The following is a 20,933-nucleotide window of genomic DNA, read 5'->3' as shown; positions in this document are numbered from 1 at the left end:
AGTGCACTACTGCTTGAGCAAAGCAAGAGCTTTGTTCTCGGCAGCTTCCATGATTTCGCGCTCACCTGGACCTTTGTCGTTGATACCGCAAAGATGCAGAATACCATGGATGATGACGCGGTGCAACTCCTCATCGTAGGTTTTGTGGAACAGTTCGGCATTGGTGCGCACGGTGTCGAGCGAGATAACCAAGTCGCCGTTCAGCACATCATCCTCGCAATAATCGAAAGTGATGATGTCGGTGTAGTAATCATGCCCCAGATATTCGCGATTTACCTCAAGTATATGCTCGTCGTCACAAAACAGATAGCCTACCTCGCCCACCTTTTTATTGTAGGTAGCAGCCACCCGACGAATCCATGCTGTGGTGTCGCGCTTTTTGATGGCAGGCATTTTTACATTCTCAGTGCTATAACTAATCATATCTATAAACTATTCACTAATCACTGTTCACTAAAAAAAATCATGGAAGGAACTGACTGACGTCCAGCCCGAAGTGCTGCAGTTCGCGCACCATAGAAGAAGAGATGCTCGACAGATGCGGTTCGGCAAAAAGCAGCAACGTTTCCACCTCTCCATTCGTTATCTGACGGTTGATATCAGCCTGTTCACGCTCATATTCAAAATCTTTGACCGAACGCACACCTTTTATTATATAATGGGCCTGCTGTTCGCGGGCAAAGTCAACTGCCAGTCCGTAATAGGGTTTCACTTCAATGCGAGGTTCGGCGGCATACAATTGGCGGATAGTTCCAATGCGGTCTTCGGCCGGCGACAGCGACGGTTTCTGCACATTATCGCCAACCACACCGATCACCAGTTTGTCGAACAGTGGCAAGGCACGACGCACTATCGAATCGTGACCAATAGTAAAGGGATTAAAACTACCCACAAAAACACCTTTCTTCATATCTGTGGGCAAAGTTACGAAAAGTCGAGAGAAGTGCAAAAGAAATGCTTGCTTTTCTTTTCATTTCCGAGACGAAGTGACTCCGGCGTCAGCCAAAGTTACGAAAAGTCGAGCGAAATGCAAAACAAAACTTGCTTATTCTAACACTTAACGCTCGTAACTTAGCCATTGGGCTGAAAAGTTACGAGCGTTAAGATAAATGTAAGATAAGAAAAACTATTTCTTACCGAATGTATCTTTAGAAAGTTCCTTGAAGAAATCATATTCCAAAATGATACTCAACTTACGCAGCAAATTGGTATTTATATCCTCGCGGGCAAAAATATTATACACATTTGTGCGCTCGCATGCAATTTGTTGCGAAATCCAAATTACAGAACGCTTACGCTGCTCCATAACTTCCTTGATTCTTTGTCCGACGTGCATTCTTGTCTAGCTTTTTTGTTTTGATATGGATAAATAAATTCTCAATGGATTTTTCATCAACTGAAATATCCTATTTTTTGCAAAATTATGAAAAAAGCGACAAACCTAAATATAAACTATGTATCATTTTTTTTGAATAGATATAAATTTAACAACTGTTAATAATAGGCTTTTCAATAATAATTACTAACTTTGCACGCCAATTCTATCATATCGCGATCAGACATATATGAAACAAATTCTGCTGATTAACGACGTAGTGGGCTATAGCCACGTGGGAATGGTAGCCATGCTGCCCATCCTCACCTACCTCGGACACCCTACTTACAACCTGCCCACTGCACTGGTTTCCAACACCTTAGACTATGGTAAGTTCAACGTATTGGAAACGACTGAGTACATGCGAGGCGCCCTTCCCGTTTGGCACCAGCTGGGCTTTCATTTCGATGCCGTGTGCACAGGCCTGATGTTCAGTGAGGAACAGGCCTGTTTGGTGGCCGACTACTGCAAGCAACTGCATGCCGAGGGAACGACCATCTTTGTAGATCCCATCATGGGCGATGCCGGCCGACTCTACAACGGTATGACAGAACGACAAGTGGAACTGATGCGCGACATGGTTTCGGTGGCCGATCTCACTTTTCCTAACTATACCGAGGCCTGTTACTTGACAGACACCCCCTACAGCGCCGATGGCATGACCTGGGAAGAGGCGTGCCAGATGCTCGACCGGTTGGTAGAACTGGGCGCCAAGTCGGTTGTCATCACCAGTGCCCGCATCGATGGACACAGTTGTGTAGTGGGACGCCGCAGCAATGAGCCACTGTCTGGTTTTCAGCAGGACCTCAGCGACGGTCTCTATTTCCGCCTCGACTACGAGGAGATTCCTGTACTGTTTCATGGAACTGGCGATATTTTCTCGGCAGTACTCATTGGTCATCTGATGAAAGGCGAACCGCTCAAGGAGAGCACACAGACGGCCATGACCGTGGTGAGCCGACTTATTGAGCGCAATCGTGATCTGCCCGACAAATGCCGCGGTATTCCCATTGAGCAATGCCTGGACTTGTTGTGAGGTGAGAGGTGAGAGATGAGAGGTATGATTAGACTTGCTACTGAATTAAGAACTGAGAGTTGAGATGAAGATAGGTACAATTGATTTTGGTGAGCGTCCACTGTTCCTCGCTCCGATGGAGGATGTGACAGATATTGGTTTCCGTCGTTTGTGCAAGCGGTTTGGAGCCAAGATGGTCTATACAGAGTTTGTATCGGCAGAGGCCTTGGTGCGCGATGTGAAATCAACCATAAAGAAACTGCAGATAAGCGACGATGAGCGCCCCGTTGGCATACAGATATACGGACGCGACACCGACGCCATGGTAGAGGCTGCAAAGATTGTGGAACAGGCCGGACCAGACGTTATCGACCTGAACTTCGGTTGTCCGGTGAAGAAGGTTGCCGGAAAAGGTGCCGGTGCCGGAATGCTGCAGAACATCCCCAAAATGCTGGATATCACTGCCAAGGTGGTCAATGCGGTGAAACTTCCTGTCACAGCAAAGACTCGACTTGGATGGAACCACGAGCAACTGATTATCACTACTCTGGCCGAACAACTGCAGGACTGCGGTATTCAGGCGCTGACCATTCATGGCCGCACACGCAGTCAGATGTACACCGGCGAGGCCGACTGGACGCTTATAGGCGAGGTAAAGAACAACCCTCGCATTCATATCCCCATCATCGGCAATGGCGATATTCACTCCATCGACGAGGCCGACCAGGCTTTCGACCGTTATGGTGTTGACGCAGTGATGATAGGCCGTGCCACTTTTGGTTGTCCCTGGCTGTTCAGTCATGAACAACTTACTTTCAATCAGAAACTTGATATTCTTCTGGAACAATTGCGCATCAATGTCGAGATGATTGACGAGCCCCGCGGCATACTCCATACACGCCGACATTTGGCTGCCACCCCCATCTTCAAGTCAATCCCGAATTTCCGTCAGACACGTATTGCCATGCTACGCGCCACCACCGTCAGCGAGCTCACCGACATTCTGGAGAGCACGCGAGCATTACTCGGAGAGGAAAAACCTTAGACCCAAGGGAGGATACCTTATAAAGACAAAGAAAGGGACAAAGAAAATATTCCTTGCCCCCTAACTGAAAACGGTGAACTTGTTTCTATGCAATTAGGCCCGCGAGGGTCATTACAAAGCGTGCGCCATGGGTATAGCTGGTATCCAAAACCAGATCACCACCTAAACGACGGCAGATGCTGCGGGCAACGGTCAGTCCTATGCCGGTACCCTCTTCATATTCGTCCAGCTGAACGAACTCCTCAAATATATGTTCAGCCTCATCGGCAGGAATACCAACGCCAGTATCTTCGACAACAAACTGTACCATATTATTTATTCTGTTCACTTTCAATATTACGGTACCTTCTTTGGTAAATTGTTCAGCATTGTCAAGCAACAGGAGGAGCGCACGAGTGGCGGCATTCTCGTTGGTCAGCAATTCCAACTCTTCAATACCCTTTTCCATCTGCAAATCAACAGGAATATGACATTTCGGATTCGCTGAAATGTCGGCTACGGCCTTTAAGGCAATCTGCACCGCCTTGATTTTGTCATTACGATCGAGCACCGTCTGACTGCTCACATCACTCATCTCCAACATCTTGTTCACCAGTTCAGTGATGCGGTCGGTATTCTCGATGATTTTCTTGTTCAGGTCGCGCTTTGTCTCATCATTCAGTTCAATGCCGGGCGATGTGATAATCTGAGTAAAACCAGAGAGAATGTTCAGCGGCGTACGTATTTCATGAGACATCTGGCGAATGAACGAGGTCTTCATGCGCGATGACTCCTTGATGCGCTCGTTGGCTATTTCCAGTTTGCTATAGGCCTTTTCCAGACGGATGGAAGACTGATGACGGAAATAGATGATGAGAACAAAACAGATAATGACCAACAGCAGAGTGACGACAGTAGCCATATAGCGCTGGCGCACCATATCGGTATGCTGTGCCGCAATCTCCTTCTCTTTCTGCTGGGTGTTGTAGATGGCAGCCAGTTCCATCGCAGCATCACGCTGTGCAAGATTAATAGCCGAATCCAACAGGTTACAGATTTTCCTGCTCACTTCATTGGCCTCCTTATCACGATGGGCTCCTATATTAGCGCGGTATTTGGGCAGCAAATACTGTTGTATGATATCGACAGAAGGCTCTGTGATTCCATACTGCTGAAATTGCTTGTCAAGAACTTCAAAGTTGTCGGCAGCCTCAGTCCATCGTTTTGCTGATATAAGATAATTGATAGCCTCAACTTTTCCTTCGTTTGTCTGGATATACTTCGACTTCAAGGCTTCATTATATGCGCGCCGGGCCTCAACAGAATTGCCTAAGCCTTCAAGAGAACTGGCATAGTAGAGATTCTGCCGGGCTCTCTGCTTGTCAAGGAAATCGGCCTCGGCATGAGGTTTGCTCTCATAGTAGTCGAGCAGTTCGCGCAATTTCATGGTCCAGTCATGAGCTTCCTGATATAAATTCTCCTGAAGATAGTTTTCTGTAATAGTAATCACAGCTGCAATGGCTGTAGTATAGTTAGGACGGGTTGGTTCTATTTCTACAATGGCATGAAACTGGTTGTAAGCCTTACGGAAACTTGATTTTGCTTCGTTCAGATTACCAAACTTCAACTGACAGCAGCCGATGGCAGCCTGCAGATAGGCATAGTCACTATTATACCTATAATCGGCTTTGTTCAATTTCTCGATGGCAGTAACAGCCACTTTCATCGTTGTCTCATATTCACCTTTGACCATCAGCACACCAGCCAGACGGTTGGCCGATTTAGCATAATAAACCAATCCCTCATGATTAGTGATTTCAGTGTTGATGGCTTCCTTCCAGTATTTCTCAGACAGTCGCATCATGTGCTGACGCGAATAGGAATAGCCACGCCAATAGTCGGCCTGAATATCAGTAATCTGACCTGCAGCCTCCAACTGGTCGGCAAGTTTCAGCAGTTGCTGGTACTCATGATTCTTATGGGCGGCACTAATCAATGCATCGGCCTCCATAATTTTTGGAGTATGCTCGGTATCCTTATTTTCACACGACAGCAAAGAGACTAAGGCGAAAGCCACTGCCAAAAATCGGTTTAGGAGTCGTAAATGTATCATATTTCTTTATTAAGTCTTCTATTTGTAAATTGTTGGTGCGATATTATTAGTTGCCTCTGTAGCTACATCGATGGTAGAACCATATTTTTGCAGCGAATAGGCAATATATGCAAACATGAGCACACCGGCAAACAGCAACAGGGTGTAGGGCCAGAACTCGTTGGGGAAGATGGCGGTGATGGCCACGCTGCTAATACCAAAGAGTACTATCAGGTCGCAGCACACTTGCATCCAGCGTACAAAATCCATCACATTGCCAAACGAAAGTCGCAACAGTCGGAAGCTCACCTGATTATAGGTTCGATAGAACTTAAAAATAGTCCAGGCAGCATAAACAAAAAAGAAAAGGAACGACAGCAAAGTAAGCATCGGTGCCTGTTGCTTGATGGCAGCAACCGACCAATAGCTTACCAGTCCGACGAGATAGAACAGTCCATGAGTCCAAACCTTTCTTTTGGTAAGATACTTTGGATTCAGTAATGGAATATAGCCCCAGTTGAAACAGATGGCTCCAAGGTGGAAATAGGTAACGGTGAGTGCCGATGCAGCCGTGGGCCAGGTGTAGCGCCACATAAACACGCCGTGAATCATATAGCCCAATCCAAAAGCGGCAATCCACAAGGTGGTAAGCAGGCGTGTGCGGTAGTAAATAGCATATTGCCTATAATGCTTACTACCTATAAAAAGTATGCAAGCCATCACCATATTGATAATGCCTGTCGAAAATAATGCTAATTGATAGAAAAAATGCTCCAACCTCAGTTTTGTTCTCTGTAGTTAATTCAGGTTGCAAAGATAATGTTTTTTCTTTATGTTTATCGATTCCGCACAAATTATTTTATTTTTTACACTAAATATCCTATCAAACAACAAAATATCCATCACTCAACAAAAAAAGGAAGCCGCACGGACTTCCTTTATTTATACATTCTGTTTCCTTTTATTGAACAGGTATCGTTATTGTCTGTTTCAGTTTGCGCTCTTTATCGGTTACTTTCAGGGTGAGAGAGCCTGGATGCTTGGCTGCCTGGACAACGACCACAAGCTGACCGTTGAACAGTTTCATAGTAGGTTTGGTGAAGGGTTCCAGCGAAGTAGCATCACCATTGCAGACAGCACGGAACGAACCGGCTCCTGACACCTCAAACGATAGCTGATCCTGAGCATCGGGAATTAAGGTTCCTTTCTTATCGACCAAAGAAACAGTGACGAAAGCCAGATCTGTACCATCGGCAAAGAGCTTTCCGTCTGTTCCTTCCAATGGAAGAGGAGTGTGACTTGACTGCTGAGTCCATACGCTGCATTGCAGTTGAGCGGGTTTACCGGCAGTTTTCAGGGTCTTCTCGCCTGCAGCCTGTCCGTTTTCATCGTAAACAACGACTTTCAGTTCGCCTGGCTCATATTTCACCTCGTTCCAACGAAGGCGATAGCGATCCAGGCGTTCCTTCGGATTTTTCTTGATACGTCCCTGACTCTTGCCGTTGACAAAGAGTTCAGCCTCGTTGTAGTCAGTATAGCAGTACACGGGTGTTACTTCGCCGCGACGACTCTTGCCATTCTTCGTCACACCGCTTTCGTTGCCCCAAGTCCAATGTGGAAGCAGGTGAATGGTATGTTCGTCCTTATTCCACTTTGAACGGTAGAGATAGAAGCGGTCCTTGGGCAAGCCAGCCAAGTCGCAGATGCCAAAATAGCTGCTGCGTGAAGGCCAGTACTCATCATAGGGAGTCGGTTCGCCCAGATAGTCGAAGCCCGTCCACACAAACTCGCCAATCACCCAGTCTTTATCATCCTGCCACACCCAGTCGTCATCGGGCAAGTTCGACCACGAGCAGTATTCCACGTCATAAGACGAGCATTGTCCGTCGGCTTTCTTGATGGCTTCGGGATCGTAGTTCTTTGCCCAAGAAGAATATTGAGAATTGTCGGTCACCACCACTGGGAATTTATACACCCCGCGTGAAGAGACGGTAGATGCTGTTTCAGAACCCAACAGAAAGCCCTGCCACAGTTGCTTGATGTTATTGTCATACTTGTGTACACGATAGTTGAAGCCCGGTACATCCATCACCTGTGCAAAACCGGTGGAGAGGGCACTCTCAGCACGGTCCATTCCCTGCGTTACGGGACGTGTGGGGTCCAGCTGGTGACAGAGGTCTTGCAGGTGCATAGCCATCTCACGACCGCCCTGCATCCCCTGTTCGGGAATCTCGTTGCCGATGCTCCACATCACAATACTGGGGTGGTTGCGGTTAGCACGAACCAAATTTTCTATATCTCTGTCGGCCCACTCTTTGAAGAAGCGGGCATAGCCGTTCTTGCACTTCTTGTAAATCCACATATCGAAGCTCTCGGCCATCACCATCATTCCCAGCGAGTCGCACACATCCATCTGCATCTGCGAAGGCATGTTGTGGGCGGTACGAATAGCATCGCATCCCATGTCCTTCAGAATCTGAATCTGACGAATAAGAGCAGCTTTGTTCACCGCAGCGCCAAGCGGCCCCAGGTCGTGGTGCAGGCACACGCCCTTCAGCTTGCGCGTGACGCCGTTCAGCTGGAAGCCTCCTTCCTTGCTGACGCTGACGGTGCGCAGTCCCACGTTGATGATCTTCTCGTCGATGGCCGTGCCGAAGTCGTCGTAGACTTTATGGTCGGATGAGCTCTTTCCGTCGAAGAGCACGGCCCGTACCTTATATAAATAAGGTGTCTCGGGGGTCCACAGCTTGGCATTGGGTATGTAGAACTTGCCGATGGCCTTACCGTCTTTCACAGGCGCGGGATACAAGTTGGCCTTGTTGTTGCCGTCGGGGTCGATGAGCGCCAGGTTCAGCACGGCGCCTTTCGCGGCATTGGCTATGGGTATCTCGATGGTAAACTGGGTGATGTCCTTGTCTTTCGTCGTCTTAGCGTGCAACTCCGTCGAGGTGGTTATTCCCCAGTCGTCAATACGAGCCTGCGTAGGTGTAAGCACCAGCTTCACAGGGCGATAGATGCCCGCCCCGGGATACCAGCGCGAACTCTCTTCCAAGTTCTGCAAATCGACAGTCAGTTCATTCTCGCCAGTCTTTATAAAAGGAGTCACATCTACTCTGAAAGTATTATATCCATAAGCCCAATAGCCTGCTTTCTTTCCGTTGATGAATACCGTTGGCTCTGCCATTGCGCCGTCGAACACCAGTTCGGCATGCCCTTTAAATTCTTCCGGAATCGTAAAACTGCGCTTGTAATGCCCCTCGCCTATCCAAGGCAGAGAGCCCGAGCGTCCGCTCTTCTCAGTAGCTTCTTTTTCACCATTCTGCTCGATAGCCACAACCTGCAGGTCCCACTTCTTGTCGAATGGTCCGCTGATAGCCCAGTCGTGAGGCACGCTAACCGTTTCCCACGACTGACTGTCATGAGAGAATTGCCAATTATCTGTAAGGGTGATTTCCTGTCTATTCTGCGCAGAGAGAGAACTGACAGCCAACAAAAGTACTGCCGAAAGAAGACTCGTTTTCATATAGTTTTTATAGTTATTAGTTCATAATTGGGGCAAAGTTACGAAAAACTTTCATACTTTAACGCTCAATTATTGAAGGAATTAATACAAAACCTACCAAAAAAAAGTTAAACAGAAGAAAATAACTCCCCACTCCTAACCCCTAACTGCCAACTCTTTACTATCTTTGCACACGAATTATAATTCATAATAAAATGAAAATAGCTTTAATAGGCTACGGCAAGATGGGCAAGATGATTGAGGAAATAGCCCTTAGCCGTGGTCATGAGATTGTTAGTATAATTGACATCGACAATCAACAGGATTTCGAGAGCGAAGCATTTGCATCGGCCGATGTAGCCATTGAGTTTACTAATCCTACTGTTGCCTACGACAACTACCTGAAAGCTTGGAAAGCTGGTGTGAAGGTAGTTTCCGGTTCTACAGGATGGCTGAAAGAGCACGGCGATGATGTTCGCGAGGCCTGCGCCAACGGCAAGACACTTTTCTGGGCTTCCAACTTCAGTATCGGTGTAGCCATTTTCTCGGCTGTCAACCGCTATCTTGCCAAAATTATGAACCAGTTTCCTCAGTATGATGTAGAACTGGAGGAAACACACCACGTACACAAACTTGATCACCCCTCAGGCACAGCCATTACACTGGGCGAAGAGATTGTCGAGGCCATCGATCGCAAGGAAGCCTGGGCTGAAGACACTACCGACCCGAAGTTGCTACGAATAGACCATATTCGTCGTGGCGAAGTTCCTGGTATTCACACTATTCGCTATGACAGCGATGCCGACTGCATCACCATCACTCACGATGCCCATTCACGCCGTGGCTTCGCCCTTGGTGCCGTACTTGCTGCCGAATACACAAAGGAGCATAACGGCCTGCTGACTATTAGCGACATGTTCAAATTCTAACATCGTATGTCAAGAAAAATATCTATCTGGGATCTATTCAGCAGCCGTCCCAATTACGAACGCCCGAAGAAAGATTCTGAAAAAACAGTAAACAAGAAAATCCAGTGGCTGAAATTTATCAGCGTACTGATTCTCTACCTTCTCTTCCTCTATTGGCTTGGTTCATGGTGGGGACTGCTGGTCATTCCTTTCATTTTTGATATCTATATCACAAAGAAAATAAAATGGCAGTGGTGGCGCGAGTCAGAGAGCCCTGTCACCCGCACAATCATGTCTTGGGTTGATGCTATCGTGTTTGCCCTCGTGGCAGTTTATTTCATCAACCTGTTCTTCTTCCAGAACTATGTGATTCCCTCCAGTTCGCTGGAGAAGTCATTGCTCACGGGCGACTATCTCTTTGTGTCGAAAGTGAGCTACGGTCCCCGTATTCCTGAGACACCACTCACCATGCCCCTGACTCAGGACGAGATGCAGATGCCTCCCTTTGTAGGTCCATCCATCAAATCGTACATTGGCTGGCCCCACTGGGAATACCGCCGTGTGAGCGGACTGGGCAAGGTGGAAGTGAACGATATCGTGGTGTTCAACTACCCTGCCGGCGATTCCGTACTGGTGAACCACTACGATCCCACCAACAAGACACGTTACTACGAACTGTGCTACGACAATGGCTATCGTCTGTTGGAGGAGCAGTATCCCGGCATGCAAATGCAGCCAGACTCCATGACTGCCGAACAGCGCCGCAAGTTCTTCGATATTATCTATAGTCTGGGATCGGAATTCCTGAAGAACAATCAAAACGAGTTTGGCGAGGTTGAATACCGTCCTACCGACCGTCGTGAAAACTATGTGAAACGTTGTGTGGGCCTGCCTGGACAGACACTCGAGATTCGCGACCAGATTGTTTATCTCGACGGCAAGGCCAACAAAGAGCCCGACAACGTGCAGTACACCTACTTCGTAGAACTGAACAACATCTCGGTCTATGACTTGATGGGCGAACAGATGGACGCCCTGCGCAAAGAACTGCAAATCACGAAAGAGGATGTCATTCAGCTCAGTCGGATGGGCGTGATGCCTATGACTCACCATACAGCCAGCGAACTGAAGCGCCGCGGTATAGCCAAGACCGTTCAGCCTGTGAGCGATGCCGACCTTGCTCCTTTCCAGCCCGAGCGTGCCATCTATCCTCAGAACGGAAACATGCACTGGACACGCGACAACTACGGTCCTATCTGGATTCCTGCCAAGGGTGAGAGCATCGACCTTACACTCGACAACCTGCCCATTTACGAACGCCCCATCAAAGTGTATGAGCACAACAGTCTGGAGGTGCGCGACGGCAAGATATTCATTAATGGCGAAGAGGCCAACAGCTATACCTTCAAACTGGACTACTACTGGATGATGGGCGACAACCGCCACAACTCAGCCGACTCACGCTACTGGGGTTTTGTGCCCGAGGATCACATCGTGGGCAAACCTATCTTCATCTGGTGGTCAAGCGATCCCGACCGTTCGCTATTCAATGGAGGAGTGCGCTGGAACCGTCTGTTCCGTTTTGTCGATGACATCAAATAATGGTGTGAGCTGCGACTGACTCGCAGCTCACAGTAAAACCTATGCGTAGTCTACTAAAATTCATCCTTTCGCTGGCCGTTGCCTTCCTACTGATGTTGGCATTCCGAGCCTTGGTTTTCACCATCTATTCTGTAGATGGCGAAGGCTTAGAGCCCGATTTTATCAATGGCGACAGGGTGATGGTGAACCGATGGAGCTATGGTCTGCGCACAGGAGGAAACCGGTTGTTCAGCTATGGTCGCCTGTGCCGACAACCCATGCAGCGAGGCGACATCGTGGCCTACGATGACCCCACCGACAGTCTGAACCGGCGTGTACTCTTCGGCAGGTTGAGCGCCCTACCGGGCGATACTGTCCGCTATGAGGGCAATCTCGAACTGGTTCCCGGATTGGTGAACTGCGCCGATGCCGACTACTACTGGATTCAGTCGCTCAACGAAGAGAACCAGATGGACTCCCGCCTGTTTGGATTCATCAGTGAAAAGTCTATCATAGGACGTGCTTTCCTCATTGTCTATTCACACCCGTCAGACAGTTCAGTATTGCGAGGGTTCCGCAACGACCGTTTCCTGTTGCTAAAATAATTTTCCTTTCTTTTGAACACGCTTTTCAAAAAGAAGATGAAAGCAATCCTTTCCTCTACATATTTCGGACCCGTACAGTGGTATCAGAAGCTGAACCGCTACGACGAAGTGCTGATTGAGCATTGCGACAGCTATCAGAAGCAGACCTATCGCAACCGTTGTCTGATAGCTACCACCAACGGCGTGCAGGCGCTTACCGTTCCTGTTTCAGTTGAGAACTTAGAACTGAGAGCTGAGAGGTATGATTACCTCCAGAGCAAAATACGTGTTTCCGATCACGGCAACTGGCGCCACCAGCACTGGCAGGCCATCACCTCGGCCTATGGCGACTCACCCTTCTTTCAGTATTATGAGGACGACCTGCGCCCCTTCTTCACGGAGAAATGGGAGTTTCTCTACGATTTCAACGAGGCCATCCGACAAAAAATGTGCGAACTGATAGACATCCAACCGAACGTGGCCCTAACATCTGAATACGTTTCACCCTCGGCACTGTCTGAACAAGACGGGATTGTTGATTTCCGCGATACTATTAATCCGAAGCATCCTGGACCCGACAGCGAGTTCAACGCGCGTACATATTATCAAGTATATGCGCTCAAGCACGGTTTCCTGCCCAACCTCAGCATCCTCGATTTGCTGTGCAATATGGGGCCGGAAAGCGTTTTTTTGCTTTAGAGTTCATCCTCATTCCTTTCCAACGATTAATGATTCTATCAAAAAAAAAGGATGCGATCCTCACGGACTACATCCTCCCATAGTTTCTGCTCTCCTTACGACTTCACAGTTTATGAAGAGCGTGTTTATTAATACTAATTTAAACAATCTTCCCCGAAGGGAAAGAAAAAAAAATGAAATATTCCTTTTTTGTCGTTGACGATTAATAATCTTCCTCCTCGTCGTCCCAGACACTATTGCTATTGCTGCGCGACTCGATCGTGGTTGAACCATTATAATCGTTGCCCATACGAATTAATTCCGATGCAGCAATCATTTTGGGCAGTTCTGTTATTCCAATTATCAGACTTACTCGAATAGTTCTTGAAATTAAGCGTAAGTGTCTTGTTGGCAGCAACTGTGAAATAATCGGAGAGGTTGTTCCACCATACGGTTTCGTTTTCTGTTGTTCCAACACAACTACTACCTACCACACTGTGAATTTTTCCATAACCATTGTCACAGGTCAGGTAGAAAGTCATGTCACTGTCTCCTGCACCACCACCAAGGGTTATTACTTCTCATTTGTTACTCCCATGAGCACTCCCACTGCGACGAGTAGTCTTTTCATTAGTAGTTTTTTTCATTTCCATACCTTTTTGTTTAAGTTATTAATAGATTAATAATTAGTATCACCAGCAGAAAGGCATGGACACAAAAAAGCGCAGACCTCTCCGTATTCCCAGACAGGTTTGCGACGACCTAAATCACCATACGTTGAAGTTTGCGCAATAATGCACACACTCAAATGGTGATATAATGCTCTATTTTTCCTTTTCGAGGTCGCAATTCGTCTGGGAATTGAGCAATTAAAAAGATGTGTCGCCGACTCTCTTGTCAGTTTTTTTCATCAACACGGCAGCAAAAGTACGACTTATTTCTGATTCAACCAAAAGAAAAGGTGGGAATTTTGCTCATGCGAGCAAAATTCCCACCTATATAACTATTAAGATGAAGGCTACAGCGAGGCTATTTCCTCATGAGTAAGTCCAGTGTACTTGGCAATCAACTCCACCGGCATGTTGTCAGTCTTCATATTACGAGCCATTACAACGCGCTCTTCAGCACGACCCTCAGCACGACCCTCAGCACGACCCTCAGCACGACCTTCTCCTTTTGCTGTCTCAATATTGTCGCGCAGAATGACGGCATTATCCAAGTGACGGCGGTAGGCTGTCAGCTCTTCAGGCGTCATGCTGGCTATCTGCATCTTCTGGCGTGCCTCAGCCAGTCCTGGAGCATCAGCATCGTCAGGAATGTCGCCCGTAGAGAGAAAATAAATCCATTGTTCCAAGGGCACGCGCGACCAGCGGTCGAAGTCGTTGGCCTTCAAAACATAGTACTCCGGATAGAGGTCGCTCACGGCATCGACATTGAACTTCTGGCGCTGGAAAGGCGAAAGCTGCAGCACATCGTCCGCATCGTGAAGACCACGGAACTCAGTCTTGCCGTGGTAAACGATGTCCTTGCCCTGACCCAGGTTGAAATAGACGATATTGATGCTGTAAACCTTAGAAACATTCTCGTAGCCCTCGCCGCTGTTGATATACTCCGTCACCAGCTTGGATGCTCCGAAGAGCATGCGCTGGAAGTAGGCCACCTCTGACTCGTTCTGCACCTCCATGAGATAGAGATGTCCGTGGTCGTCCTCAGCCAGCAAATCTACACGGTTGGCCTTCGAGTCCTCGTTCTCCTTGTAGCCCTCGCTCTCCAAAAGTTTCTTGATATGGATTGACCGGCCCAGAAGGGTGGTAATAAGCCCTTCCAGCACCACATAGTTGGCCTTGTTGCGGAGCAGCCGCTTCATGGCCCAGTCGAATCTTACATATTTACTCATATTTGCAAAATTAGTACTTATTTCCGATACGACCAAACGAATAGCCGTGAATTTTGTTCATGCGAATGAAATTCCCACCCATCTGTTAATATTAACGTGAGTCCGACTAAAGCAGTATGCGGTTAAGTCTGCGAACTGGTTAACCACAAAAAAATAGCAAGTTTTTGTGGAAAAGTGTTGGCAATATGTGGCAAAGTGTGTATCTTTGCCACAGAATTTCTATTTAATAACCATTTATTAAAACAACCTAATAAACTTCAGCTTATGAAAAAAATTAATCTCAGTGTAGCAGCCGTATTGCTCGCAGCTTCATTCATCTACAGTTCTTGTATCGGTTCTTATGCCCTGTTCAACAAGTATGAGAAGTGGCAGACCCACATGACCAGCAACAAGTATGTGAACGGTATCGTTGGTTTACTGATCGAGTGGCTCGTTGCTCCTATCTGCCTGTTTGTTGACAGTCTGGTGCTGAACACCATCGAATTCTGGAGCGGCAACAATCCTCTGGCCGACAACACCCAGACCGTGATGGGTCAGGACGGTCGCTACTATGTAGTGAAGACTTCACGTCAGGGCTATGAGATAAAGGCTCCTACCGGCGAGGTGACCTATTTCCTGCACGACGAGGCTACCGACTCTTGGTCAATGAAGCAGAACGGTGTGGTAAAGGAGATTTTCCGTTTCAATCCCGATGGAACCATCCAGGCTACCATGAAGAACGGTGAGAAGATCAATGTTACTAACGACCAGGCAGGACTTGACATGGTGCGTGCCGAAGTGATGAGCACTGTCAACTTCTTCGCAGCCCGTTAAGTTGCAACAGATAAATAGTTAATACCAATAATGGCCAAAATTTTTAAAATTCTGGCCATTATTTTTTGAATTTTGGCCAAAATTCTATTGAGCATGAAAACCAATAGAATTATGCTTGAAAAGAATTAGAATGCAATTCTTATTGTTTTTCTTCTTAAGAGAATCATTATTTATTCATAAGAGGATTATTCGACTTTTCTTATCGCGCGGTTCCGCTTTCTTACCACTTGTCCTTGGTAATAATGATAGATTAAAGAAATTGCAACCTTGTTCTTTGGAAGTTACAGAAAAGTTTGTATCTTTGCCCGCAGAAAAGTAAAACGCTAGATGTTTAACTTTTAAAACTGATATTGCCTATGGGCTGAGAAAAGATTATTACAGAAAAGGACATATAGGATGAATATCCACTTTTAGATTCTTGTTTTCTGAATATTGGGGAATTGGAAGAAACAATCAAGAACGAAAGTTGGAGTTCACGCTTAGTAGCGTGGACTTTTACTCGTTTAAGACTAATAGGTTTTCCCCAATACCTCAGAATACGTAGACGAAGTAAATTGTCCACGTTTTCTTTTTGTGTCTATTCAATTAATAACAAAAACAATTATAAGCTTATGAAGAAACAATTACTTTTATTTGCATTGATGCTACTTCCATTAGTAGTCAGTGCCCACGAAATCGAAGTAAAAAATACCGATGGTGTCACCATTTATTACAACTATATCAATAATAGTACAGAGTTGGAGGTAACGTACAAGGGTAACTATTCTTCTTCATCTTCATATCAAGGCAATGTCGTTATCCCAGAAGAAGTCACTTATATGGACAAAACACGTAAGGTGACGAGTATTGGAAATGAAGCGTTCTATGGCTGCTCCGGCCTTACCGCCGTCACTATTCCTAATAGCGTGACGAGCATTGGAAATTCTGCGTTCCGTGACTGCTCTGGCCTTACCGCCGTCACTATCCCCAATAGTGTGACGAGCATTGGAACCAGTGCGTTTTCTAGCTGCTCTAGCCTTACCTCCGTCACTATCGGTAATAGCGTGACGAGCATTGGAAATCACACGTTCTCTGGTTGCTATCGCCTTACCTCCATCACAATCCCCAATAGTGTAACGAGTATTGGGGAATCTGCGTTCAATAGTTGCTCCAGTCTTACCTCCATAACTATTCCTAATAGTGTGACGAGCATTGGAGATGGGGCGTTCTCTTGCTGTTACGGCCTTACCTCCATCACCATTCCTAATAGTGTGACGAGCATTGGAGAATATGCGTTTTCTGGCTGCTTAGACCTTACCTCCGTCACTATCGGTAATAGTGTGACGAGTATTGGAAATGGGGCGTTCTCTGACTGCTCTATCCTTAAATCCGTAACTATCGGTAATAGCGTGACGAGCATTGGAAATAACGCGTTCTTAGGCTGCTCCGGCCTTACCTCCGTCACTATACCTAATAGTGTGACGAGCATTGGAAGTGGTGCGTTTGAGAAATGTAATAACCTTAGCTCCGTCACTATCCCCAATAGTGTGACGAGTATTGGAACTTATGCGTTCTATAGGTGCTCTCGCCTTACCTCCGTAACTATACCTAATAGTGTGACGAGCATTGGAGATTATACGTTCTATGGTTGCTCCAGCCTTACCTCCGTAACTATACCTAATAGTGTGACGAGCATTGGAAATGCTGCGTTCTATGACTGCTCCAGCCTTACCTCCGTAACTATACCTAATAGTGTGACGAGCATTGGAGATGGGGCGTTCTATGGCTGCTCTAGCCTTCAATCTGTTTATAGCAAGATTGAGGACGTCTTTACTATTTTTAAGAATACGTTTGCCGACAATACTTATAGTCATGCAAAGTTGTATGTTCCTATAGGCAAGAAAGTTGATTATGAGGATACTCCATGGTGGAGTAACTTTGTTCACATTGAGGAGTATGATTACGGTACTGACGCTCCTGTAGATCAGCCAAAGTGCCAGACACCTACAATCAGTTCTCAGGGTGGAGCGTTGACCGTTCAAGGTATTGATGATGGCACGCAAGTTAGTGTCTATAGTGTTAATGGCACTCAAGTAGGTACTGCCGTTGTTCAGAACGGACAGGCAACAGTTAGCACCTCTCTTCAGTCTGGTTCCATCGCCATCGTAAAGATTGGCCAGAAAAGCGTGAAAGTACTACTGAGATAGCAAGTAAGGAAAACTATATATGATTCGGGGGCGGAGCAAACAAAAAGGTGCGTTCCAAAATAATGAATATTGCTAACTTCTTTGCTGTCTGTTAAGAAGCAACAGATAAACACGTAAAAAAAAGATGCTGCCGTCAAGGTAAATCAGATAATGGTAGCCGATACCGTTGGCCCAGCCTCTGTCACGGTGCCAGCTATCCACGTCTTTGACGGTCACATGCCTGCCCTCAGGCGTGGCCGTACAATGAACGATAATTCTGTCAATGCGTCTCATTGTCTGTTTCATTTCTGATTTGTTTGGATAAGAATTCTTTGATACGATACTCGGATTCTCCGAGTTTCGTTTTAAAGTACACGCTCACCCCGAAGACGGCCCCTGCGAAGGTCAGGCCATGCGCCATGTACCAGAGCACACCGTCGGTGACATCGCCCTTGGTGAAGAACGAGATAAAGGACAGTACAACCCCAGACACCACCATGAGTGCTGCGGTTGAGTACTGAATCCATTCTTTACTGTTTGTTGTCATGATTCAATTTTTGTTGGTTGCTGCAAAGATAAGTTGCTACTTATGATGTGGAAAAGACAAAGCAGCGATAGCTTTTATTCAGAATCGAGACCGAAGTTCATCCTTGCTTACTAATTATGTAAGATTCATGTCAAGGGACGGAGTGCCCCGTAATCCACCTCGCCATTTTTTTGCTGTTTCGTTATTTTTTTCATCTCTTTTCCTTTGTTATTTCAAATTAAATTCGTATCTTCGTCACAGCATAGAATAAGGTGCAAACGTATCACTACTGCCCATTTGATAAGTACAATTAAAATCAAACTAATATTTTTGAGAGGTATGAAAAGAATTCTTATATTATGGTTATTATTGCCAGTTGTAACCATAAAAGCTGATGTTCGAATTGGTAAATTTGAATGTGCTCTTCATGAATCCACCCGTACAGCAACCATTAAGGGTGCAACTAAAGATGTGGCACTAGGTGGTATATTAACCATCCCTGAATATGTTACATATGAAGAAAAGAATTACTTGGTTACTAGAATAGAAGACAACGCTTTTTACAGTTCAAAATTTGATCCAGCAATAGAATGGATAAACTTTCCACCTACCATAGAAGAGGTTGGAACAGCAGCATTTAGAGATAATAAAGAGTTATGGTCAATGTCATGGCCTGGCGATGCAACAAAAAAGATTGGAGCTTATGCATTCGCAGGATGTACAAAACTTCAGGTTTTTTCAATCCCCCCTCTTTTGGAAGAAATGGGGCGTAATGCTTTAGAAGGTTGTACCTGTTTAACAGTCATGATTTTTGGAGGAAATCTCAAGGAAGTTCCTTATGAGGTTTGCAAAGGGTGCACTGGTATAACAGAAATAGTGATATTCCCTGGCCTTTTTAATAACCTTAAGAAAATTCAAGATAATGCATTCCAAGGATGTACTTCCTTGAGTTTAGTTATTCTTGCCGCAGACTTAGATTATTTCGGTTCGTCTGTGTTTAAAGGTTGTACAAGACTAACCAATTTTAGCAGTCAAACATATTTTCCACGCAAATACGTTGAAGATTGGAGTCCTTTTGAAAAATACCACTATGAAGTGGTTAATTTGGAAATTCCGGCAGGAACTTTGGAATTATATAGAAATACTCCTGAATGGGGGAGATTCTTGAGTATTACTGAAATAGAAGAAACAGCAGTATCAGAAAGAAGTTCTTTTGATGCAACTCGTATATTAAAACATTATTCTATAGATGGTAATTTGCTAGCTCAACCTCAACGAGGTGTGAATATCCAGAAAATGAGTGATGGAACCACAAGAAAGGTGATTAAGGATTAAGGAATGATGGCAGAGGGACAAGTGTGAAGTGAACCCCAGAAGTTGGACAGAATACTTCTGGGGTTCACTTCATTTTCTTGGCACACCCTTATCGTTTACATGGTTCGTTTCTTGGATAGATGGAGCGTTTGAGAGCGGCTGAATTGTTTTGCTTTGGAAAGGTGCTCAGCCCCTACATCTTTCCCGTAGTAAGTTCTCTGTCAAGATAACAGTAAATGTAAACAGGACTTTGGAAATAGAGTCCCGTTGCGGGATCGGTCAGTTTGGCGTATGTCTCAGAGTTATAGACCGCGTCAAGCGCTTCGTGAAGCGACAATCCGCGCTCTTCCATCAGCATAAAAACGAGGTCTCGCACGGTGCATTCATTCATATAGTCTATTGTACTCATAGGCGCCTCAGCATTTGAATGGCTTTCTCGCTTCCGAAGAAATATTGAAAAGTGATGCCCTTCATGTATTTCAAGCGCTCGAGAAAGGTGTCCATATTGATGTTCTGCTCAATGACATTACGGATTTGTGCACCTACCTTGTCATTTGCTATTGGACCATAGACAACATCGTAGTTATGAATGTTTACCTCACTCTTATTCTGGCGGTTGGCAAGGATGAACGTGGCCCAATCTTTCGTATAACCATCGAAACGCAAAAAACGCAATGTCCCGTCATTCAAGTGGGCCTCGTCGAACTCATAGTTTTGAACGATACACTCTCCACCGATCAATTGTACCTTGAACTTGGCCATCTCCTCTGCTTGTGTCTCTGACTCTGATAGGTAGAATCCACGACCAAAGTCCTTGCCTCGCTGGGATTGGTTTAAGTCAATCGCCAAGAAATCTATATTTGTTCCATGATAAAGTTTCATACAAGCGCCCCTCCATGACGCTGGCAGTACCCAGCCATATTCTGCACCATGTCTTCAAAACTTTGAGTATGTGCTACGTTATAATGCTCATCCAGAAAGTCAATGGCCTTATAGCGGTTCAGATAGCGATAAGCCTGCACCGCTGACAGACCGAAGCAACGAGCAAACTCGCTAATGAAAATGACGATGTATTCCGCTTTATTTTGAATCTCCTGTGACATGATGAATGAAGTATTACAGCGACAAAGTTACGAATTCTTTTTGAATAACAATGCGATTATGCCGCAAAAGTGACTAAAGGCTGGCGAAAGTATCGCAAATAGTCATCTACGCCATCCAGAAACTCCTTGACGGCAAGACTGGAAAGGGCTATATCCAGCGCAGCGACCTAGACAAGTCATGGCATGTCCTGGCGTCTTCAGTCGTTAGATAAAAGTACATAAAAACGAGGGGCAAGATTTTTCTTGTCCCTATCCCATTGCTTCGATAGATTAAAGAAATTGCAGCGTTGTTCTTTGGAAGTTACAGAAAAGTTTGTATCTTTGCTCGCAGAAAAGTGAAACGCTAAATGTTTAAC

The 20,933-nt window shown here is 46.0% G+C and carries 21 protein-coding genes; 9 read left to right on the top strand and 12 right to left on the bottom strand.

Features of this window, described 5'->3' with window-relative positions:
• Positions 1 to 6: 6 nt before the first annotated feature.
• Together ybeY and coaD are read right to left on the bottom strand one after the other, a co-directional pair.
• Positions 7 to 423 carry an rRNA maturation RNase YbeY gene (ybeY, locus tag L6475_RS00670; RefSeq protein WP_237821513.1) on the bottom strand — a complete coding sequence of 139 codons (417 nt, stop codon included), beginning with the start codon at positions 421 to 423 and terminating at the stop codon, positions 7 to 9.
• Positions 424 to 463: 40 nt separating this feature from the next.
• Positions 464 to 910, bottom strand: a complete 447-nt coding sequence (gene coaD / locus L6475_RS00665; protein WP_237821511.1) for a pantetheine-phosphate adenylyltransferase — start codon at positions 908 to 910, stop codon at positions 464 to 466.
• A 655-nt stretch (positions 911 to 1,565) separates the two neighbouring features.
• On the opposite strand from coaD, the gene L6475_RS00660 reads away from it, so the two are divergent.
• Entirely contained in the window at positions 1,566 to 2,411 is an 846-nt protein-coding gene (locus L6475_RS00660; RefSeq protein ID WP_237821509.1) for a bifunctional hydroxymethylpyrimidine kinase/phosphomethylpyrimidine kinase, read from the top strand.
• A 64-nt stretch (positions 2,412 to 2,475) separates the two neighbouring features.
• Complete coding sequence (dusB, locus tag L6475_RS00655; RefSeq protein ID WP_237821507.1) at positions 2,476 to 3,435, top strand: tRNA dihydrouridine synthase DusB; 960 nt, start codon at positions 2,476 to 2,478, stop codon at positions 3,433 to 3,435.
• An 85-nt stretch (positions 3,436 to 3,520) separates the two neighbouring features.
• Here the strand turns inward: dusB and L6475_RS00650 are convergent, their stop codons facing one another.
• The 3 genes from L6475_RS00650 to L6475_RS00640 all read right to left on the bottom strand — a co-directional run bounded on the left by L6475_RS00650 (position 3,521) and on the right by L6475_RS00640 (position 9,029).
• The gene (locus L6475_RS00650; RefSeq protein WP_237821505.1) at positions 3,521 to 5,527 is read right to left on the bottom strand and encodes a HAMP domain-containing sensor histidine kinase; all 2,007 of its coding nucleotides are present in this window, start codon (positions 5,525 to 5,527) and stop codon (positions 3,521 to 3,523) included.
• Between the two features lie 18 nt (positions 5,528 to 5,545).
• On the bottom strand, positions 5,546 to 6,226 hold the full coding sequence (locus L6475_RS00645; RefSeq protein WP_237821503.1) for a hypothetical protein: 681 nt from the start codon (positions 6,224 to 6,226) through the stop codon (positions 5,546 to 5,548).
• A 241-nt stretch (positions 6,227 to 6,467) separates the two neighbouring features.
• On the bottom strand, positions 6,468 to 9,029 hold the full coding sequence (locus tag L6475_RS00640; protein WP_237821501.1) for a glycoside hydrolase family 2 TIM barrel-domain containing protein: 2,562 nt from the start codon (positions 9,027 to 9,029) through the stop codon (positions 6,468 to 6,470).
• Positions 9,030 to 9,223: 194 nt separating this feature from the next.
• On the opposite strand from L6475_RS00640, the gene dapB reads away from it, so the two are divergent.
• From dapB to L6475_RS00620, 4 genes are read left to right on the top strand one after another with little or no spacing between them, the layout of a single operon-like run.
• Positions 9,224 to 9,937 (top strand): 4-hydroxy-tetrahydrodipicolinate reductase, encoded by a 714-nt coding sequence (gene dapB, locus L6475_RS00635; protein WP_237821499.1) that lies wholly within the window; start codon positions 9,224 to 9,226, stop codon positions 9,935 to 9,937.
• 6 nt (positions 9,938 to 9,943) lie between these two features.
• Entirely contained in the window at positions 9,944 to 11,518 is a 1,575-nt protein-coding gene (gene lepB / locus L6475_RS00630; RefSeq protein WP_237821497.1) for a signal peptidase I, read from the top strand.
• A 41-nt stretch (positions 11,519 to 11,559) separates the two neighbouring features.
• Complete coding sequence (gene lepB / locus L6475_RS00625; protein ID WP_237821494.1) at positions 11,560 to 12,102, top strand: signal peptidase I; 543 nt, start codon at positions 11,560 to 11,562, stop codon at positions 12,100 to 12,102.
• Positions 12,103 to 12,138: 36 nt separating this feature from the next.
• The gene (locus tag L6475_RS00620; RefSeq protein WP_237821492.1) at positions 12,139 to 12,780 is read left to right on the top strand and encodes a WbqC family protein; all 642 of its coding nucleotides are present in this window, start codon (positions 12,139 to 12,141) and stop codon (positions 12,778 to 12,780) included.
• A gap of 272 nt (positions 12,781 to 13,052) precedes the next feature.
• Here L6475_RS00620 and L6475_RS00615 read toward each other — a convergent pair whose 3' ends face one another.
• Positions 13,053 to 13,301 carry a hypothetical protein gene (locus L6475_RS00615; protein WP_237821490.1) on the bottom strand — a complete coding sequence of 83 codons (249 nt, stop codon included), beginning with the start codon at positions 13,299 to 13,301 and terminating at the stop codon, positions 13,053 to 13,055.
• 476 nt (positions 13,302 to 13,777) lie between these two features.
• Entirely contained in the window at positions 13,778 to 14,656 is an 879-nt protein-coding gene (locus L6475_RS00610) for an Rpn family recombination-promoting nuclease/putative transposase (protein WP_237821488.1), read from the bottom strand.
• A gap of 264 nt (positions 14,657 to 14,920) precedes the next feature.
• Between L6475_RS00610 and L6475_RS00605 the strand changes: the two genes are divergently transcribed.
• Both L6475_RS00605 and L6475_RS00600 read left to right on the top strand, forming a co-directional pair.
• The gene (locus tag L6475_RS00605; RefSeq protein WP_237821486.1) at positions 14,921 to 15,469 is read left to right on the top strand and encodes a DUF3332 domain-containing protein; all 549 of its coding nucleotides are present in this window, start codon (positions 14,921 to 14,923) and stop codon (positions 15,467 to 15,469) included.
• 611 nt (positions 15,470 to 16,080) lie between these two features.
• Positions 16,081 to 17,655 (top strand): leucine-rich repeat domain-containing protein, encoded by a 1,575-nt coding sequence (locus L6475_RS00600; RefSeq protein ID WP_237821484.1) that lies wholly within the window; start codon positions 16,081 to 16,083, stop codon positions 17,653 to 17,655.
• A 72-nt stretch (positions 17,656 to 17,727) separates the two neighbouring features.
• Here L6475_RS00600 and L6475_RS00595 read toward each other — a convergent pair whose 3' ends face one another.
• Together L6475_RS00595 and L6475_RS00590 are read right to left on the bottom strand one after the other, a co-directional pair.
• A complete protein-coding gene (locus L6475_RS00595) occupies positions 17,728 to 17,940 on the bottom strand; it encodes an N-acetylmuramoyl-L-alanine amidase (RefSeq protein ID WP_237821483.1) in 213 nt (70 codons plus the stop codon).
• Positions 17,915 to 18,181, bottom strand: coding sequence for a hypothetical protein (locus tag L6475_RS00590; RefSeq protein WP_237821482.1), 267 nt, complete (start codon positions 18,179 to 18,181; stop codon positions 17,915 to 17,917). Before L6475_RS00590 ends, L6475_RS00595 begins: the two co-directional genes overlap by 26 nt.
• Positions 18,182 to 18,499: 318 nt before the next feature.
• Between L6475_RS00590 and L6475_RS00585 the strand changes: the two genes are divergently transcribed.
• Positions 18,500 to 19,495 (top strand): leucine-rich repeat domain-containing protein, encoded by a 996-nt coding sequence (locus tag L6475_RS00585; protein ID WP_237821481.1) that lies wholly within the window; start codon positions 18,500 to 18,502, stop codon positions 19,493 to 19,495.
• A 172-nt stretch (positions 19,496 to 19,667) separates the two neighbouring features.
• Here the strand turns inward: L6475_RS00585 and L6475_RS00580 are convergent, their stop codons facing one another.
• From L6475_RS00580 to L6475_RS00570, 3 genes are read right to left on the bottom strand one after another with little or no spacing between them, the layout of a single operon-like run.
• Positions 19,668 to 19,883 carry a hypothetical protein gene (locus L6475_RS00580; RefSeq protein WP_237821479.1) on the bottom strand — a complete coding sequence of 72 codons (216 nt, stop codon included), beginning with the start codon at positions 19,881 to 19,883 and terminating at the stop codon, positions 19,668 to 19,670.
• Positions 19,880 to 20,356, bottom strand: coding sequence for a DUF3990 domain-containing protein (locus tag L6475_RS00575; RefSeq protein ID WP_237821477.1), 477 nt, complete (start codon positions 20,354 to 20,356; stop codon positions 19,880 to 19,882). The genes L6475_RS00580 and L6475_RS00575 overlap by 4 nt, the downstream gene beginning before the upstream one ends.
• Positions 20,353 to 20,577, bottom strand: a complete 225-nt coding sequence (locus L6475_RS00570) for a DUF3791 domain-containing protein (protein ID WP_237821475.1) — start codon at positions 20,575 to 20,577, stop codon at positions 20,353 to 20,355. Before L6475_RS00570 ends, L6475_RS00575 begins: the two co-directional genes overlap by 4 nt.
• Positions 20,578 to 20,933 lie beyond the last annotated feature (356 nt).

The sequence above is a fragment of the Prevotella sp. E9-3 genome (genome assembly GCF_022024015.1).
In the GTDB taxonomy this organism is placed as follows: domain Bacteria; phylum Bacteroidota; class Bacteroidia; order Bacteroidales; family Bacteroidaceae; genus Prevotella.
This window is presented reverse-complemented; position numbering and strand designations above follow the sequence as displayed.

Coding starts and splice junctions, on each gene's coding strand:
- ybeY (WP_237821513.1), bottom strand. CDS start 423: ATGATTAGTTATAGCACTGAGAATGTAAAAATGCCTGCCATCAAAAAG.
- coaD (WP_237821511.1), bottom strand. CDS start 910: ATGAAGAAAGGTGTTTTTGTGGGTAGTTTTAATCCCTTTACTATTGGT.
- L6475_RS00660 (WP_237821509.1), top strand. CDS start 1,566: ATGAAACAAATTCTGCTGATTAACGACGTAGTGGGCTATAGCCACGTG.
- dusB (WP_237821507.1), top strand. CDS start 2,476: ATGAAGATAGGTACAATTGATTTTGGTGAGCGTCCACTGTTCCTCGCT.
- L6475_RS00650 (WP_237821505.1), bottom strand. CDS start 5,527: ATGATACATTTACGACTCCTAAACCGATTTTTGGCAGTGGCTTTCGCC.
- L6475_RS00645 (WP_237821503.1), bottom strand. CDS start 6,226: ATGGCTTGCATACTTTTTATAGGTAGTAAGCATTATAGGCAATATGCT.
- L6475_RS00640 (WP_237821501.1), bottom strand. CDS start 9,029: ATGAAAACGAGTCTTCTTTCGGCAGTACTTTTGTTGGCTGTCAGTTCT.
- dapB (WP_237821499.1), top strand. CDS start 9,224: ATGAAAATAGCTTTAATAGGCTACGGCAAGATGGGCAAGATGATTGAG.
- lepB (WP_237821497.1), top strand. CDS start 9,944: ATGTCAAGAAAAATATCTATCTGGGATCTATTCAGCAGCCGTCCCAAT.
- lepB (WP_237821494.1), top strand. CDS start 11,560: ATGCGTAGTCTACTAAAATTCATCCTTTCGCTGGCCGTTGCCTTCCTA.
- L6475_RS00620 (WP_237821492.1), top strand. CDS start 12,139: ATGAAAGCAATCCTTTCCTCTACATATTTCGGACCCGTACAGTGGTAT.
- L6475_RS00615 (WP_237821490.1), bottom strand. CDS start 13,301: ATGACTTTCTACCTGACCTGTGACAATGGTTATGGAAAAATTCACAGT.
- L6475_RS00610 (WP_237821488.1), bottom strand. CDS start 14,656: ATGAGTAAATATGTAAGATTCGACTGGGCCATGAAGCGGCTGCTCCGC.
- L6475_RS00605 (WP_237821486.1), top strand. CDS start 14,921: ATGAAAAAAATTAATCTCAGTGTAGCAGCCGTATTGCTCGCAGCTTCA.
- L6475_RS00600 (WP_237821484.1), top strand. CDS start 16,081: ATGAAGAAACAATTACTTTTATTTGCATTGATGCTACTTCCATTAGTA.
- L6475_RS00595 (WP_237821483.1), bottom strand. CDS start 17,940: ATGAAACAGACAATGAGACGCATTGACAGAATTATCGTTCATTGTACG.
- L6475_RS00590 (WP_237821482.1), bottom strand. CDS start 18,181: ATGACAACAAACAGTAAAGAATGGATTCAGTACTCAACCGCAGCACTC.
- L6475_RS00585 (WP_237821481.1), top strand. CDS start 18,500: ATGAAAAGAATTCTTATATTATGGTTATTATTGCCAGTTGTAACCATA.
- L6475_RS00580 (WP_237821479.1), bottom strand. CDS start 19,883: ATGAGTACAATAGACTATATGAATGAATGCACCGTGCGAGACCTCGTT.
- L6475_RS00575 (WP_237821477.1), bottom strand. CDS start 20,356: ATGAAACTTTATCATGGAACAAATATAGATTTCTTGGCGATTGACTTA.
- L6475_RS00570 (WP_237821475.1), bottom strand. CDS start 20,577: ATGTCACAGGAGATTCAAAATAAAGCGGAATACATCGTCATTTTCATT.